This is a genomic window from Kribbella sp. NPDC051936 (assembly GCF_040680955.1).
Classification (GTDB): domain Bacteria; phylum Actinomycetota; class Actinomycetes; order Propionibacteriales; family Kribbellaceae; genus Kribbella.
This window is the reverse complement of sequence record NZ_JBFAXS010000001.1, coordinates 526273-542640: the sequence shown is the minus strand read 5'-3', so window position 1 is coordinate 542640 and position 16368 is coordinate 526273. Positions and strand designations below refer to the sequence as shown.

Here is a 16368-nt window from a genome sequence, read left to right as displayed (position 1 = left end):
CATACTCAGTATCCATGTCGATCAAGCACGGATTGCTGGCGTTGCTGCAGGACGGGCCGAAGTACGGCTATCAGTTGCGGGGTGAGTTCGAGGCCGCCACCGGAGCGACCTGGCCGCTGAACATCGGGCAGGTCTACACGACGTTGACGCGCCTCGAGCGTGACGGGCTCGTCCAGGCCGCGGCGGCCCGGGCGGCGACCGTCGAGGACGACGGCCGGTCGATGTACGAGATCACCGGCGCCGGGCGCGACGAGCTGGCGAAGTGGTTCGAGACACCGGTGACCCGGGAGTCGCGACCGCGGGACGAGCTCGCGATCAAGCTCGCGCTGGCGCTCGCGGTGCCCGGCGTGGACGTCGGCGCGGTGGTCCAGCGACAGCGGATGTCGACGATGCAGTCACTGCAGGAACTGACCCGGCTGAAGCGCAACAGCACTGACGGCGAGATCTCCTGGCAGCTGGTCGTCGAGTCGATGATCTTCGGCGCCGAGGCCGAGATCCGCTGGCTCGACCACTGCGAGGCGATGCTGTTACGCCACCGCGGCACACGACGGCCCGCCCCGCAAACCTCCGTCGTACAAGACGAGCAGGAAGCCCGCTCATGATCCTGGACATTCGCAATCTGAGCCGGACGCACGGACAGGGCGAGCAGGCCGTGCACGCCTTGCGCGGGGTCGATCTGACCGTGGCTCCGGGCGAGTTGGTCGCCGTGATGGGTCCGTCCGGGTCCGGCAAGTCGACGTTGCTCACCTGCGCCGGCGGCCTCGACCGGCCGACCGCGGGCGAGGTCATTGTCGACGGCAATGACCTCACCACGCTCGGCCGGAACGCCGTGGCCGCGCTGCGGCGGCGCCGGATCGGCTACGTGTTCCAGGACTTCAACCTGATTCCGGCGCTCACCGCCGCCGAGAACGTCGCACTTCCGCTGGAGCTGGACGGCACGCGCAGCCGGACGGCCCGCAAGGCCGCCGTCGCCGCATTGCAGGAGGTGGGGATCGACGACCTCGCCGATCGGTTCCCCGACGACATGTCAGGTGGTCAGCGGCAGCGGGTGGCGATCGCCCGCGCGGTTGTGGGTGAGCGGCGGCTGCTGCTCGCCGACGAGCCGACCGGCGCACTCGACTCCGAGACCGGCGAGGCCGTTCTGCGGCTGCTCCGGGACCGCTGCGACCAGCACGGCATCGGCGGGGTGCTCGTCACCCACGGTGCGCGGGACGCGGCCTGGGCCGATCGCGTGCTCTACCTGCGTGACGGCGTCCTGGTGGGACAGGCCGGCCCGCTGCCCGAGGCCGACGCACTGCTGGAGAGCCGCTGATGGGCCACTGGGGTCCGCCGTTGCGGATCGCTCGTCGTACGGCGCGACGAACGCTCGGCCGCACCTTCCTGGTCGCCGCGCTGATCGGTCTGCCCGTGCTGGCCGCGACATGGCTGGGCATCGTCCTGAAGTCCGCGAGCCCGACCGGTGAAACGCTGGCCGACAACACGATCGGCCGCGCAGACGCCCGGCTGGACGTCACGCAGTACGGCAAGCTCCAGGTGCCGCCGGGCCAGGAGATGACGTACGGCGAGCCGCCGCCGGCCGAGGGGTTCGACAAGGCGGTCCGGACTCCGGCGACGTTCGACCCGACGCCGCTGCTCCCGGCCGGGACGAAGCTGGCCCGTTCGTTCGTCGACGCCGGCATGGCCGAGATCCGCGGTCCGGAAACGAAGACCTCGGTCACCCTGCTCACGGGCGACGGCGCGAACCCGCTGACCACCGGGACGGTCAAGCTCGACAAGGGCCGCCTGCCGGCGAAGGCCGACGAGGTCGCGATCTCGCCGTCAGTCGCGGAGTACCTCGGGCGGACCGGCACCGTCGTGAGCACGAGCGGCCGGAGTTACACCGTCGTCGGCATCGCCCGCATGCTCACGGCACAAAGCACAAGGGCGATCTTCGCCACACCGGACTCCACGCTGTACGAGCCGGACCCGACGCGCACGGTGCAGTACCTCGTCGATCTGCCCGACTCTGCCGACGCCGGGCAACTCGGCACCGAACTGGTCGGCAAGGGCCTGTTTCTCTTGCCGCGAGCAACCATCGTCGATCCGCCGCCGGACCCGTACGGGACGTCGGCCGACGACATCGGCCCGTACGCCGCGATGGCGCTGGTGATCGGCTTCGGGATCCTGGAGATCGTGCTGCTGGCCGGTACGGCGTTCGCGGTCGGCGCCCGCCGCCAGACCCGTGAACTCGGACTCGTGCTGGCAGCCGGGGGTACGCCGGGAGACGTGCGGCGGGTAGTCCTGATGCAGGGCCTGTTCGCCGGGCTGGTCGGTGTGACCGGCGGGCTGGTGATCGCGGGGATCGCCGCGTTCAGCGCGAAACCGGTCTGGGAGGCGATGACGGACTCGATCTTCACCGCGTGGCAGATCCCGTGGGGCACGATCGCCGGAATCGCGGTGCTCGGTCTCGCTGCGGGACTCGCCGCGGCCGTCGTACCGGCGATCGGCGCCGGTCGACAGGCGCCGATGGCCGCGCTGACCGAGCGGTTCACCGTCGCCGCGAAGACGACCCGGATCCGGATCGCCGCGGTCGTCCTGCTCGCCGGCGGGATCGGGTGCGTGTTCGCCGGCAGCGCGATGATCGGCGCGGCGCTGAAATCGGCGCGGACGTCGCAACTCGGGCAGCAGGCGACGGCCACGCCGACCGGCCCGATCGCTCTGGTGCTGCTCGGCATCACCGCGTCGATCGCCGCACTGGTGTGGATGCTGCCGAGCCTGGTCGTGAAGGTCGCCGGCCTCGCGCGGGTGTTGCCGCTGAGCGGCCGGATGGCGATGCGCGACGCAGCACGCCATCGGCACCGCACCGGTCCCGCGACCGCGGCGATCATGATGGCCGTGGCCGGTACCGCCGCGGTCGCCTTCGCGGCGTCGAACGCGATCGCGGCCGATGCCGCGGACTACACCGCGACAGCGCATCGGGGCGATGCGGTGGTCCGGTTCAGCCGGGATGTCCCCGGCGGGATCACGTACACACCACAACTCGGCGCGCAGTTGGCCGGGCTACTTCCGGTCGGGCAGCAGTACGAGCTCGGGTATGTCCAGTTGCCGAACACAAAGGCAAACCAGTACGGCTACACGCCCGTTCTGGCCGTCGCCACACCGGAGAACGGCATGGGGATGACCGGGATGCCGTTGCAGGCAGCCGATCCGGCCTTCGTCGAACGCTTCGGTGAGTACGGCGCGCAGGTGGCGGCGGCGATGCGCGCGGGCAAGGTCGTCGTCCCGGACGTCCGGCTCGCAGCCGGCCAGACAGTTGCCATGCACAACGATGACGGCGACGACCATCTCCGGAATCTGCCGGCGGTGTCGTTCGGGCCGCCGCCACGGGTCCAGTTCTTCCGCGACACCGCGCTGATCAGCCAGCAGACTGCGCGTGCGCTGGGCACTATCCAGGTCGCGGAGGTGCACTTCGAGCTCACCCGGGAACCGTCCGCCGACGAACTCGCGGCGGTTGCTCGGCTGCTCGGCGCCGACGACCGGCTGGTGGTCGAGAAGGGGTACCAGAGCCCGGCGCGGCTGTTCCTGATCGGGATCCTCTTCGCCGCCACCGTGGTGACCCTGCTCGGCGTCGCGATCTCGGTGTCGCTGTCGGCCGCCGAGGGCCGGGCCGATCTGGCCACCCTCGCTGCGGTCGGCGCGCCACCGAGGCGGCGGCGGTCGCTCGCGGCGGCCCAGGCGTGGGTGCTCGGACAGCTGGGCTGCGTGCTGGGCGTGGGGGTCGGCGCGCTGTACGGCTACACGGCGCACGCCGCGTTCGGGTCGCCGCACTTCGTGGTCCCGTGGGCGGAGATCGGCGGCATCGTGGTCGTCGTACCGCTGTTCGCCGGGCTGCTCGCCTGGCTGCTCACGCGATCCCGGCTACCGATGGTCAGCCGTATCGAGTAGCGCGACCTCGGGATACGCGACGGGGTACGGCGGTGTGCTGGTGACGCGCCATTGGCCACAAGCACACCGCTGGTACACGACCAGTCCCTCGCTGACGGGGTGGCTGGAGATCGCGGACCAGCGATGACGGTGGGTTTCAGTCATGCACCCATCGTGATGTAATGGCATTATGCATCTCAACCCTTACGGCGCCGACGCCGTCCTGCTCGCGGTGAACCTGGCCACCCGCCCGGCGACCACGCCGGACGAGCTGGCCGAGCGGTGTGAGGAGAGCGGCGTCGAGAGCCGCCTGGTGCGTGACCGGCACGTCACGGCGGCGGATCTGGCGGCCGTCCGGACCGCGCTCGACGAATGGCTGCAGGTCGTGGACGCGCAGGACGAGCAGACCCGCGTCGACCTGGTGAACGCGATGCTCGCCAAGTACACAGAGCATCCACGGCTCACCAACCACGCCGGCGATGGCTGGCACATGCATTACCGGCCGGACCACGTCCCCGTCGGGCGGCTGGTCGCGACGCTGATCAGCACCGGTACGGCGCTGCACCTGGCCGGCCGCGGGATCACCAGGCTCGGCCGTTGCGCCACCGAGGGCTGCGACAACGTGTACGCCGATCTGTCGCGCACCGGCCGCCAGCGTTACTGCAGTCCCGCCTGCGCGAACCGCGACGCCGTACGCCGTCATCGCGCGCGGGCATCCTAGAACGCCCGGCGGGTACCGCAGCGGGACCGCGAACTAGGATGGGCAGATGAGCGAGAGCAGCAGCGAGGGCCAGGAAGTTCCGATGGCCGGGGCGCGGACCGAGGACGGCAAGGTGCTGATCGTCGGGCCGGACGGCATGGCCGTCGAGGGACCGCCGCGCTCCGACAACGACCACGACGAGCAGGACGAGCCGCGCTCGGTGACCGAGCTGGTCGAGCAGCCGGCCAAGGTGATGCGGGTCGCCAACATGATCCGGCAGTTGCTCGAAGAGGTGAAGTCGGCGCCGCTCGACGAAGCCTCCCGCGCGCGGCTGCGGTCGATCCACGAGGCGTCGATCAAGGAGCTGGAGAGCGGCCTTGCGCCGGAGCTGGTCGAGGAGCTCGAGCGGCTCAGCCTCGACTTCACCGACGACAGCACGCCGACCGAGGCCGAGCTGCGGATCGCGCAGGCGCAGCTGGTGGGCTGGCTCGAAGGGCTGTTCCACGGCATCCAGACGGCGTTGTTCGCGCAGCAGATGGCCGCGCGCCAGCAGCTGGAGCAGATGCGCCGCGCACTGCCCGGCGGGCAGCAGCTCCCCGACGGGCAGTTCCCGGAAGCTCCGCAGGCCGGCAACACCGACGGCCCGGGCAGCGGCGGGATGTATCTGTAACGCCTTATTTCAAAGACTGGAAGAACTCTTCGAGGACGGCGGCGACGCCGTCCTCGTCGTTTGCGGGGGCAGTTCTGTCCACCACCGCGAGGACTTCGGGATGCGCGTTGGCCACGCCGTACGACGTGCCGGCCCAGGCGAGCATCGGCAGATCGTTGACCGAGTCACCGAACGCGATCGTCTCAGCAGCCGAGATCCCTTGCTCTGCGGCGAAGTCGGCCAGCATCGCCGCCTTGGACACCCCGCTCGCGGAGATCTCCACCAGACCGTGACCGCCGCTGTGACTCGCGGTCACTCGTTGGCCGACCAACGGATTGACCAGACCGAGCAGCTCGTCTGCGGGCAGGCTCGGATGCCGGACGAGCAGCTTTGCGGCCGGCTCCGCAAGGAGTTCCTCGACCGCGGCGATCAACGAGTTGTCCGGATTCGGGTAGGCGTTCTGGTAGACCGGTTCCTGTCCGTAGCGGTCCGGTCGCTCGATGGCGAACTGCACGTCCGGGATCGCGGCGCGGATCGCCTGCGCCACCTCGAGAGCCACCGCGGGATCGAGCAACCGGGTCCGAATCGCCTTGCGGCGCAGGACGTCGTACAAAATAGCGCCGTTGGCAACGATCGCGACGCCGTGGTCGCCGACCAGGTACGACAGGTCGTGCAGCCAGCGAGGTGGCCGGGCGGTGACCATCACGAAAACACTTCCGGCCCGCTGCGCCGCGAGGACCGCGGCGCGCGTCCTGGCGGACACCGTGCCGTCGCTGCGGACGAGCGTTCCGTCGAGATCGGTAGCTATCAGGCGGGGGTATTGCGAAGCCGTCACGAGGCCAACCGTATCGTCGGATGAGCCGCTGCCGCATTACCCTGGTCAACGCCCCGCGCGCAAGCCGTACGACGTCGGCTTCAGGTCTTTTTGACTTATCTCGTTGAGCTTTTGACAACGTCATCAGACCGTTACGGCAGGATCCTGCAAAGGCAGCAAGTTCCCCTGCGCCGCGCGGTTGGTGCGTGATTTCATGCGGAGGTCTGGCGGGGAACCGGGGGCTGTTCGTTCGCGTCGTAAGCGTGTTCTGGATCAGCGCGACTGATGCCGCCCCACCTCCGGAAGCACACACAAACGTCGAAGAACTGGTGCGGAATTGGCTGCAACCAAAACCGCGGCAGTGGCGTCAACAGTTATGGATCGGTGCGTCCCGCGCCCGGGACGACACGGTGGGCCGGTGACAGTACGCGGGTCCATCAGCTAGCGGATCCGTGCGGACGAACGTCGTTCACCGTTCGTTCATTCGGGTCTTGATACTTGGGGAGCCTTGATGACCGTCAACAGCGCCAATCTAGCGGGGCCGGGGGGCAGTAGCTCTCGAGCTGCTGTCGACACATGTTCTACCGGGGAGGGGTCAATGACCGGCTGCATCGCCCGCTCCGACATCTTCCAGCACCGCTTGATGGAGGAGCCGCCGCCCGCGTCCGCGACCCGTCGCACCCGCGAGCGGTACGAGCAGCTCGTCCGCGAGGCCAAGGCGCTGTGCGCCTCGTGCCCGTTGTTCACCGACTGCCTCTACAGCGCGGTCGCCGAGCACGACGTGAGCGGCTTCGTCGCCGGAACCACTGCTGTACAACGGCGTTCGATCCGCAACCTGCTCGACGTCGAGGTGCAGGCGGACGACTTCGACCAGCTGGCCGGCGCGCGCGGCACCCGTCGCCCGGTGAGCCACGAAGAGGTCCTGCGGCTGCGCGCGCAGTACCCGAACGACAGCCTCGAGTCCCTGGCCATGCGACTTGGCTGTTCCTTGTCGACTGTCAAGCGGCACCTTCGGCGGGCCCGCCGCGGCCAGAGCCCGGCCGCCAAGGCCCCGCGGCCGCGTCCCGCGGTCGAGGCCGTGCTGGACGCGTTCGACACCGTCGTCGACCAGCAGCACCAGCCGCGCCGCACCGGCAGCACCCGGGTCGCCTGATCCGATACTCGGCCCGCCAGCGGACTACCGGAGACTGAACGACCGAAGGCCCGGAATCCCCGCGAAGACGGGGGTTCCGGGCCTTTCGCTTGCCTGCGGCATCGGATGCGTCAAGGGTTTCGGTTGTCGCCGAAACGCCTTGACTCAGAACCAGCGGTTGAGTATGGCCGCGACGCCGTCGTCCTGGACCGACTTGGTGACCTCGTCGGCGGACTCCTTGACCTCGTCCGGCGCGGAGCCCATCGCGACCCCGAGACCCGCATATCCGAGCATCTCGATGTCGTTGCGCCCGTCACCGATCGCGAGCAGGCCGGCCGGGTCCAGGTCGTACTGCGCGAGCGCGACCTTGAGTCCCGTCGACTTGTCCACACCCTCCGGCGCGATGTCGAGCCATGCGGTCCAGCCGACGAAGTAGCTGACCCCGTGCAGGCCGAGACGCTCCGCCAGGTGGACGAAATCGCTCTCGGACTGGTTGGGGTCCCGGATGATCAGTCGGGTCACGGGCTGCGGTGCGAGCTCCTCGTCGGTGACCACCCGGATCCGCGCGTCCCGGCCGAGGTCGCCGTCCGGGAACGGCTCGGTGACCAGGTAGCTGCCGTCGTACTCCTCGACCGCCATCCGCGCGTTCGGCGCGTACCGCCGGACGGACTCGATCACCATCGACGGATCGAAGGTCCGCTCGTCCACGACCTGGCCGTCCGGGTAGCGGAGCGTGCGCGCACCGTTGCTACAGACAACGAGTCCGTCGGCCGGCAGCCGGAGCCGCTGCGCCACCGGCCTGGTCGTCGACCAGGCCCGGCCGGTGGCCAGGATCACCGGCACCTGCTCGGCCGTCCGGCGGACCGCGTCGAGGACCGCGGACGACATCCCCTCGTCGTGATCGATCAGGGTCCCGTCGATGTCCAGGGCAACAGCCGTCGGCCGCTCGAAGAGTGGGCTGTCGGTCATCGAGCGACCGGTTCGAGCACCTCGCGGCCACCGACGTACGGCTGGAGCGCGGTCGGGACGCGGACCGAACCGTCCGCCAACTGGTGGGTCTCCAGGATCGCGACGATCCAGCGGGTGGTCGCCAGCGTCCCGTTCAGCGTCGCGACCGGCTGCGTCTTGCCGTCGGCGTCGCGGTGCCGGATGTTCAGCCGGCGGGCCTGGAAGTCGGTGCAGTTCGACGTCGAGGTCAGCTCCCGGTACCGGCCCTGGGTCGGCACCCACGCCTCACAGTCGAACTTCCGGTACGCCGAGACGCCCAGGTCGCCGGTGGCGGTGTCGATCACCCGGTAGCTCAGCTCCATCTTGTCGAGCATCTCCTTCTCCCAGGCCAGCAGCCGCAGGTGTTCCGCGGCGGCGTCCTCGAGCCTGCAGTAGGAGAACATCTCGACCTTGTCGAACTGGTGGACACGGATGATCCCGCGGGTGTCCTTCCCGTGCGACCCGGCTTCCTTGCGGTAGCAGGACGACCACCCGGCGTACCGGATCGGGCCGTTCGACAGGTCGAGGATCTCGTCCATGTGGTAGCCGGCCAGCGCGACCTCCGACGTACCGGTGAGGTACAGCTCGGGGTCCTCGAGTCGGTAGACGTCGTCGTGCGCCGTCAGGTACCCGGTGCCGCCCATCACCTCGGGCTTGACCAGCGTCGGCGTGACCATCGGCGTGAAGCCGGCCTCGACCGCCTGCTGGATCGCCAGCTGCAGCATGCCGAGCTGGAGCAGCATGCCGGCGCCCTTGAGGAAGTAGAACCGCGAGCCGGAGATCTTCGCGCCGCGCTCCATGTCGATCGCGTCGAGCAGCTCGCCCAGCTCGAGGTGGTCACGGGGCTCGAAACCCTCGGCGGCGAAGTCGCGCGGCTTGCCGACCTCCTCGACCACCACGTAGTCGTCCTCGCCGCCGACCGGGGCCTCGTCGGAGACCAGGTTCGGCAACGCGCGGGCGAGCTCGTCGAAGCGGTTCCCGGCCTCGTTCGCCGCGGCCTCGTTGGTCTTCACCTCGGCGGCCAGCGTCTTGGTGCGCTCCAGCAGCGCGGCCCGTTCGTCGCCCTTGGCCTGCGCGACCTGCTTGCCGAGCGACTTCTGCTCGGCCCGGAGCGCCTCGAAGGCGGAGATGGACGATCGACGCTCACTGTCGGCGACCAGGATCTGGTCGACCAGGTCAGTACTCTCGCCGCGCTTGGTCAGGGCGGCGCGCACGACATCGGGGGTCTCACGGAGCAGTTTCGCGTCAATCACACCCTGAGGGTATCGGGGCGTGTCTGAACCGGCGAAGTCTATTCGGGATGATGGGGTGGCCACACGTGACCATCGAGGGGGATCCGAGCGGGCAATGAACCACCACCCACCCAGTTCGGTCGGCCGTGTGCTCACGGTCGTGCTGGGTGCGCTGCCGCTCACGGTGATCACGCTGCTGGTGTTCCGGGGTTGGCCGCCGCTGGCCCGCTGGGACCAGTCGGTCGCCGCGCGCGCCGCGTCGTACGGCGCCACGCACGAGGGTCTCGTCGACTTCTGGCAGGTGGTCGGCGCGGTGGTGCTGCCGTGGACGTCGCGGGCGGTGATCGTGATCGTCGCCGCGTACCTGTGGCATCGCCGGGCCCGGCTGCTGACGATCTGGCTGCTGACGTCGGCCGCCGCCGAGCTGATCCTGGTCCAGGTGGTCAAGGCGATCTTCGAGCGGGACCGGCCGGCCGGGATGCTCGTCGAGACCGACGGCTTCTCCTACGTGTCCGGCCATGCGACGGCAGCGTTCGTGATGGCCGGCGCGCTCGGCGTCGTGCTGCCGTCGGTGCGCGGCTGGCGGCGCCGGTTCCGGCTGCTGGTGCTGCTGCCGGTGCTCGCGGTGGTGTGGATCGCGTCCGCGGACCGGATCGCGCTGAACGTGCACTACGTGTCCGACGTACTCGGCGGCTGGGCGCTCGGGCTGGCGATCCTGACCGCGACGTCGATCGGGTTCGGCCTCCGGCCGGGGCTGCGGCGGCGCCGTCGCCGGATCCCGTCGTCCGGGGGCGACGGTACGACGTCTCCGCCGAAGGCCGCGGTGATCGTGAACCCGATCAAGGTCGGCGACGGTGTCGCGTTCCGCCGCAAGGTGACGCGGGCACTCGCGGTCCGCGGGTTCCACGACCCGCTCTGGCTGGAGACCCGCGTCGACGACGCCGGGAACGCGATGGCCAAACAGGCGATCGAGTACGAATCGGACCTGGTGCTGGTCGCGGGCGGTGACGGCACGGTCCGGGTGGTGTGCTCGACGCTCGCCCACACCGGGATCCCGGTCGGCGTGATCCCGGCCGGCACCGGGAACCTGCTGGCGCGCAACCTGCACATCCCGCTCGACCTGGACGACGCCCTGGAGCGGATCCTCGAGGGCCGCGACCGGCGGATCGACCTGGTCCGCGTCCACGGCGACGAGCTCGACACCGACCGCTTCGCCGTGATGGCCGGGCTCGGCCTGGACGCCGCGATCATCTCCGACGCCCCGCCGCACCTGAAGAAGCAGATCGGCTGGACGGCGTACCTGGTGTCGGCGGCGAAGAACATCAACCATCCGTCGGTCCGCGTGCAGCTCACCATCGATGACGGCGAGACGATCGAACGCCGCGTCCGCACGGTCGTGATCGGCAACGTCGGCATGCTGCAGGCCAACATCCCGCTGCTCCCCGACGCCCGTCCCGACGACGGCCTGCTGGACGTCGTCGTGATCGCCCCGCGCCGCGTCACCCAGTGGCCGATCGTCGTCTGGCGCCTGATGACACGCACCAACCGCACCGACATGTACCTGGAACGCTTCACCGGCCGCAAGGTCGAGATCCACGCCGCCGTGGACGTCCAGCGCCAGCTCGACGGCGACCCGATCGGCCCCGGCCGCTCCCTCTACACCGAGATCGAACCAGGAGCGCTGACCGCTCGGGTCCCGAAACGCCGGTGACGGCGTACCGGGCCGGCGGCGAGGTCAGTCGACCGTGGGGCCGGCTTCCTTGCGCAGGTTGTCGAGGGCCTCTTCCTCTTCGGGGGAGAGCTTGGACTCGCTGGTGAAGGACTTGATCTCCTTCGCGTACGTGCGGGCGTCGGCGCGGCTGTTGATCGAGGTGAGGACGACGCCGTCGCCGTTGTCGTCGAGGATCGCCATCGACCACGAGAGCTTGCCGCCGGTCTCGCCGAAGGCGTCGTACCGGACGACGGCCAGGTGCTGGAGGGACCCCTTGAGTTCGGCGCGGGTGACGTCGAGGTCCTTGCCCAGCTTGCGCAGTTCCGACCTCACCGTGCCGGGCTTGGCCTCCGGCTGGGCCGGTTGCGGTTCGGGCTCGGGGTGTGCGGCGGGTGGCAGGTGGTCCGACGAGACCGTCCGGGCCCGGACGGCCTGGATCGCGAACACCAGGGCTAGCACCGCCACGAAGAGGGCGGCGACCCCGAAGGCACCGGCTAACGACGAAGACACGCACGAGAGCCTAAGGCATCGCCTGAGTGTTCAGGTGATAGCACAACGTGCACAGGACGGGACGGATGCGGCACCTCGGGCCGGAGCAACGTAGATTCGCGGCGTGACACATTTGCCTGACCAGGGGGTACAACCGGGCGTCCACGACCTCGGGTACGCGCGGCTCGACACCGATCGGCTGGAGCGCACGGGCGACGCCGAAGTCGTCTACGGGGCCGGAAAAACGCCGTCTCAGGTCGTGGAACTGCTGCGGACCCTGCACGCCACGCACCCGGACCACGCCGTGCTGGCGACCCGGCTGACCGACGAGGCGCAGCACGCCGTCGCCGCCGCGCTGCCGGATGCCGTGGTCGACCCGGTCGGACGTACGGCAGTGCTCGGCGAGCCGCCGACGCGCCGCGGGACGGTGGCTGTCGTGGCCGCTGGTACGTCGGATGCCCCGGTGGCCGCGGAGGCGGCGACGACGGCTCGGGTGTTCGGGGCCGGGGTCGACGTCATCACCGATGTGGGTGTCGCGGGGCTGCACCGGATCCTCGGCGAGCGCGAGCGGCTGGACGCGGCGGACTGCCTGATCGTGGTCGCCGGGATGGAGGGCGCGTTGCCGAGCGTCGTCGGCGGACTGGTCGGCGTACCGCTGGTGGCCGTGCCGACCTCGGTCGGGTACGGCGCCTCGTTCGGCGGGCTGGCCGCGCTGCTCGGGATGCTGAACTCGTGTGCGCCCGGGGTGAGCGTGGTGAACATCGACAACGGGTTCGGGGCCGGTGTGTTCGCCGCCCGCGTCGCCCGGCAGTCGGCTCCGCGTGAGCGGAAGGACGCCTGATGCGCACCGCCTGGATCGACTGCTCCGCCGGGGCGTCCGGCGACATGCTCCTCGGCGCCCTGATCTCAGCCGGCGCCGACCTGGCGTTCGTGAACGCGGCAGTCGCCGCGGTAGACCCGTCCCTGTCCGTCACCGTCACCCAGACAGCCCGTCATCAGATCGCCGCCACCAAGGCCACGGTCAAGGTCAACGGCACGCCGCACCCCGAGAACATCCCGGCCGCAGGCGAGCAGGACGCCGACGGCGGGCACGCACATGGCGACAGCGCGGGGCACGGCCACGAGCACGGCGCGGGGCACGGACACGACGCCGGCGCGGGACACGGGCATGGGCACGACGCCGGCGCGGGACACGGGCATGGGCACGGACCTACTCGGGCTTGGGCGGAGGTTCGCCGACTGCTCGGTGAGGCACCGCTCGACGACGCCGTGCGGGAGCGGGCGCTCGACACGTTCGCGCGGCTGGCTCGGGCCGAGGCGTCCGCGCACGGGGTCGAGCCGGACACCGTGCACTTCCACGAGGTCGGGGCGCTGGACGCGATCGCGGACATCGTGGGCGTCGCGGCGGCAGCAGTCAGCCTCGGGCTGGAGCATGTGGTCGTGTCGACGATCGCGCTGGGCGGCGGGCGTCAGGTCCGCGGGCAGCACGGCGGCATCCCGATCCCCGGGCCGGCGGTGCTGCACCTGGTGGCCGAGGCCGGCGCACCGGTCGTCGGCGGCACGGCGCCGTACGAGATGACGACCCCGACGGGCGCCGCGCTGCTCGCCACGCTGGCGGACGAGTTCGGCATGATGCCGCCGATGCGCGTCGGCACGACCGGTGTCGGGGCGGGCGGGCGCGACCCGGTCGAGGTCCCGAACATCCTCCGCGTGATCGTCGGCGAGTCCACGGACCGCCCGGCGACGGAACTCGTCTACGAGACGAACGTCGACGACCTCGACCCCCGGCTGTGGCCGCAGATCCTGGCGAGCCTGCTGAAGGCGGGCGCCGCCGACGCCTGGCTGACCCCGATCCTGATGAAGAAGGGCCGTCCGGCGCACACGCTCTCGGTGCTGGTGACGAGCACCAAGGCGGACGCCGTACGGCGCGTGATCCTCGCCGAGACGACCGCGATCGGGCTGCGCGAGTACCCGATCAGCAAGCACGCCGCCGACCGCGAGTTCACCACGATCAAGCTCGACGGCCAGTCGATCAGCGTGAAGATCGCCCGGTACGACGGTCAGGTCGTGAACGTGCAACCGGAGTACGACGACGTGGTCGCGGCCGCGGCCGAGCTGAACCAGCCGGTGAAGCTTGTCCTGGCCCGCGCGGTCGCCGCGGCGGAAGCGCTCTGGAGCTAGACCGACGCGGCCTTCTCCGGGAGCGGCTTCTGCTTGCGGCGGGGCCAGTCGTACGGCCACCACTGGGCGCCGTTGCGGCGGGCCCAGACGATCAGGCCGATCAGGACCGCCAGCTCGACCGCTGGGCAGATGGTGTCCCGCAGTCGCGCGCTGAAGAACTCCAGCGAGTCCGACAGGCTGGCCGCGACCTGGCGCGCGTGTGGATCCCGGCCCGGGACGTACGCGATCGCGAGCATCGTCGTCCGGATGACCATCAGGCTGTCGACCTTCGACGCGGCGACCGCGGCCAGGGCGACCCACGCGATCACGTCGTACCAGGGCAGCGAGTACATCGCGGTGAGCACCCAGGCGATCGCGTAGATCGCGGTGTACCGGATCGCGGCCGGTGTCGGGTCGTCCGGGTGTGTCTGCGGCACCAGCGACTTCGGGAACACCTGCGTCAGCAGGATCGCGACCACGATCAGGCCGACCCACGCGAGGATCGCCAGAACGGTCCGCACCAAGCCGTTCGGCAGGAACAGCGTGAAGAAGCTCAGCAGCACCTTGTGCGGCGTGCCGGTGGAGATGAACGACGTCTGCGACCGGGCCTGCTGGAACGCCTGCAGGCCGACGATCGCATACAGCCCGCCCATGGCGAGCGCGCCGCCGCCGCAGAAGTACAGGCACTTGCGCCGGTCGGCTCGCAGCGCCCACAGCATCGCCACGCCGACCAGGCCGATCGACAGCTTCGTGCAGCCCGCGACGCCGATCATGATGCCGGCCAGGAACACGTGCCGACGGAAGAAGACCAGCGCGATCACCGCGAACATCACCGCGATCGCGTCGTTGTGCGCACCGGCCAGCACCGACCACAGGATCAGCGGGTTCGCGAGGCCGAGCATGATCACCCGCCGCCGGGCCGGCAGGTCCTTGCCGACCAGCTTCACCAGCAACAGCCCGGTGACGACGATGGCGATCCCGACCGACAACTGCAGCATCCACACGGTGAGCTGCGCGGAGTCACCGCCGATCAGCGACGACAGCCACTGCACCCAGGTCGCGATCGGCCCGTACACACTGCGGGCGCCCTGCCACGGCCGCTCGGTCGCGGCGATCACCGGGTCGTACCCGAGCCGGATGGTGTCGGCCGGGGACACCGTGTACGGATCGCCGCCGAGCGCCATGATCCGCCCGTACGCCGCGTAGATCAGGACGTCCCCGGAGGCCATCGGCGGGACCAGCGTGACGGCCGCTGTCGTACCGATGCCCAAGGCAATCAAACGGTCGACCCGCGGCGCCCAGCCGTGCTTCAACGCCTTGGTGGCCAGGAAAACGCCGTACCCGCCGAGCAGGATCGCGACGTAGATCATCACCGTCACGAGCCAGTCGTTCGGCTTGGTGTCGAACCAGTACGACGGGAGCCAGGCGTGCGGATTGGTCAGCGTCAGCACGACCACGGACGGGCCGAGCAGGCCGACCGCCACGATCAGCGCCGTGCACGCGATGTAGAGCGCGACAGCCCGGCGGCCGTACTTCAGGCCTGCGTCAGTGCTCATTGCGAAGTCTCCGCGGGAACAGACTGCGCAGCGACGGCCCACCACCGTCCGCGGGCAGCGCACTGCGGGCGGCGAGCGCACGGCGGACGTGCAGATACTGCTTCGCGCGGTGCAGCTGGCCGCGCAGATCGGTCCCGGTGGCCCGGTGCCGGACGTCGATCGGCACCTCGATGATCCGGAAGCCCTTCCGCCCCAGGTCGATCGTCAGCGCGGTCTCGACCCCGAAGCCGGCGGCCAGCGGCACCGCGGAGTCGAACGCGGCCCGGGAGAGGCAGCGCTGACCGGACAACGGCTGCTCCGGCGCCCAGCCGGTCGCCTCCTGGATCCCGGCCCGCGACAGCCGGACCACGAACCCGTGTCCGCCCGCCTTCGACCCGTCGGCGCGCACCTGGGCCGGCAGCGTCCCGATCGTCATGTCCGCGCGGCCGGTCTGCACCGGCTCGATCAGCGGGCCCGCCCCGGACGCGGTGTCGGTCAGGTCGGCGTCGAGGAACAGCAGATGTCGCGGCCGGGCACCGTCGCGCTCCGCGACGGCGGCCGCGCCGGTCTCCATCGCGGCGGCCTTCCCGCGGTTGCGCTCGTGCCGCACGACGACCGCGCCGGCCCGCTCGGCCGCCTCGGTCGTGCCGTCCGTGGAGCCGTCGTCGACGACGACGACCAGGTCGACGCCGATGATCTTGTGCACCGCGTCGACGGTCGCCGCGATCCGGTCGGCCTCGTCCTTCGCCGGAATCACGCAGGCGACGGCACGCTCGAACGGTTCGGAGGACAGGTCTTCATCGGGCACAGCACTGCAGCCTAGTTCCTCCGCAGCCGATCGACTGCCTCAGCGGCCACCGCCTGTGGATTTCTCGTTCTTTCGAACGAGCCTGTGGAAAACCGCCGGACGGGGTCCGGATCACGGCATCTTCTCTGTCGACAGGCCGCGCCGTCGGCCCGGTGGCCGCCCGATATCGGCCGGCTGGCAGATGTTCCGGGGCCGCCGCGGCGGCAGGATTTCAGGTGTCAGGCAAACCGATCAGGAAGAGGTAAGGA

At 70.3% G+C, this 16368-nt stretch carries 15 protein-coding genes; 9 read left to right on the top strand and 6 right to left on the bottom strand.

The annotated features are described in order from the left end of the window. Nucleotides 1-14 precede the first annotated feature (14 nt). The 5 genes from AB0L64_RS02755 to AB0L64_RS02735 all read left to right on the top strand — a co-directional run bounded on the left by AB0L64_RS02755 (nucleotide 15) and on the right by AB0L64_RS02735 (nucleotide 5273). Nucleotides 15-602: a helix-turn-helix transcriptional regulator gene (locus AB0L64_RS02755; protein WP_363707021.1), complete on the top strand. Its 588-nt coding sequence runs from the start codon at nucleotides 15-17 to the stop codon at nucleotides 600-602. Beyond that, nucleotides 599-1312, top strand: a complete 714-nt coding sequence (locus tag AB0L64_RS02750) for an ABC transporter ATP-binding protein (RefSeq protein WP_363707019.1) — start codon at nucleotides 599-601, stop codon at nucleotides 1310-1312. Before AB0L64_RS02755 ends, AB0L64_RS02750 begins: the two co-directional genes overlap by 4 nt. Further along, nucleotides 1312-3924 (top strand): FtsX-like permease family protein, encoded by a 2613-nt coding sequence (locus AB0L64_RS02745; RefSeq protein ID WP_363707017.1) that lies wholly within the window; start codon nucleotides 1312-1314, stop codon nucleotides 3922-3924. Before AB0L64_RS02750 ends, AB0L64_RS02745 begins: the two co-directional genes overlap by 1 nt. Before the next feature lie 169 nt (nucleotides 3925-4093). Then, nucleotides 4094-4624, top strand: a complete 531-nt coding sequence (locus tag AB0L64_RS02740) for a CGNR zinc finger domain-containing protein (RefSeq protein ID WP_363707016.1) — start codon at nucleotides 4094-4096, stop codon at nucleotides 4622-4624. Nucleotides 4625-4670: 46 nt separating this feature from the next. Next, nucleotides 4671-5273 (top strand): bacterial proteasome activator family protein, encoded by a 603-nt coding sequence (locus AB0L64_RS02735; RefSeq protein ID WP_355475411.1) that lies wholly within the window; start codon nucleotides 4671-4673, stop codon nucleotides 5271-5273. A 4-nt stretch (nucleotides 5274-5277) separates the two neighbouring features. On the opposite strand, the gene AB0L64_RS02730 is transcribed toward AB0L64_RS02735, so the two are convergent. Continuing rightward, the gene (locus AB0L64_RS02730) at nucleotides 5278-6087 is read right to left on the bottom strand and encodes an HAD family hydrolase (protein WP_363707013.1); all 810 of its coding nucleotides are present in this window, start codon (nucleotides 6085-6087) and stop codon (nucleotides 5278-5280) included. Between the two features lie 577 nt (nucleotides 6088-6664). On the opposite strand from AB0L64_RS02730, the gene AB0L64_RS02725 reads away from it, so the two are divergent. Next, nucleotides 6665-7219 carry a WhiB family transcriptional regulator gene (locus AB0L64_RS02725; protein ID WP_363707011.1) on the top strand — a complete coding sequence of 185 codons (555 nt, stop codon included), beginning with the start codon at nucleotides 6665-6667 and terminating at the stop codon, nucleotides 7217-7219. A gap of 144 nt (nucleotides 7220-7363) precedes the next feature. On the opposite strand, the gene AB0L64_RS02720 is transcribed toward AB0L64_RS02725, so the two are convergent. Together AB0L64_RS02720 and serS are read right to left on the bottom strand one after the other, a co-directional pair. Next, nucleotides 7364-8167, bottom strand: coding sequence for an HAD family hydrolase (locus tag AB0L64_RS02720; RefSeq protein WP_363707009.1), 804 nt, complete (start codon nucleotides 8165-8167; stop codon nucleotides 7364-7366). Beyond that, the gene (gene serS, locus AB0L64_RS02715; protein WP_363707007.1) at nucleotides 8164-9438 is read right to left on the bottom strand and encodes a serine--tRNA ligase; all 1275 of its coding nucleotides are present in this window, start codon (nucleotides 9436-9438) and stop codon (nucleotides 8164-8166) included. The genes AB0L64_RS02720 and serS overlap by 4 nt, the downstream gene beginning before the upstream one ends. A gap of 127 nt (nucleotides 9439-9565) precedes the next feature. On the opposite strand from serS, the gene AB0L64_RS02710 reads away from it, so the two are divergent. Then, nucleotides 9566-11128: a diacylglycerol kinase family protein gene (locus tag AB0L64_RS02710; RefSeq protein WP_363707005.1), complete on the top strand. Its 1563-nt coding sequence runs from the start codon at nucleotides 9566-9568 to the stop codon at nucleotides 11126-11128. A gap of 24 nt (nucleotides 11129-11152) precedes the next feature. Here the strand turns inward: AB0L64_RS02710 and AB0L64_RS02705 are convergent, their stop codons facing one another. After that, nucleotides 11153-11638, bottom strand: a complete 486-nt coding sequence (locus tag AB0L64_RS02705) for a DUF4446 family protein (protein ID WP_363707003.1) — start codon at nucleotides 11636-11638, stop codon at nucleotides 11153-11155. 103 nt (nucleotides 11639-11741) lie between these two features. On the opposite strand from AB0L64_RS02705, the gene larB reads away from it, so the two are divergent. Together larB and larC are read left to right on the top strand one after the other, a co-directional pair. After that, nucleotides 11742-12458, top strand: a complete 717-nt coding sequence (gene larB, locus AB0L64_RS02700) for a nickel pincer cofactor biosynthesis protein LarB (RefSeq protein WP_363707001.1) — start codon at nucleotides 11742-11744, stop codon at nucleotides 12456-12458. Then, nucleotides 12458-13798 carry a nickel pincer cofactor biosynthesis protein LarC gene (gene larC / locus AB0L64_RS02695; protein WP_363706999.1) on the top strand — a complete coding sequence of 447 codons (1341 nt, stop codon included), beginning with the start codon at nucleotides 12458-12460 and terminating at the stop codon, nucleotides 13796-13798. Before larB ends, larC begins: the two co-directional genes overlap by 1 nt. Here larC and AB0L64_RS02690 read toward each other — a convergent pair. Next, nucleotides 13795-15333, bottom strand: coding sequence for a DUF2029 domain-containing protein (locus tag AB0L64_RS02690; protein ID WP_363706997.1), 1539 nt, complete (start codon nucleotides 15331-15333; stop codon nucleotides 13795-13797). The genes larC and AB0L64_RS02690 overlap by 4 nt on opposite strands. After that, a complete protein-coding gene (locus tag AB0L64_RS02685; RefSeq protein ID WP_363706995.1) occupies nucleotides 15323-16120 on the bottom strand; it encodes a glycosyltransferase in 798 nt (265 codons plus the stop codon). The genes AB0L64_RS02690 and AB0L64_RS02685 overlap by 11 nt, the downstream gene beginning before the upstream one ends. Nucleotides 16121-16368 lie beyond the last annotated feature (248 nt).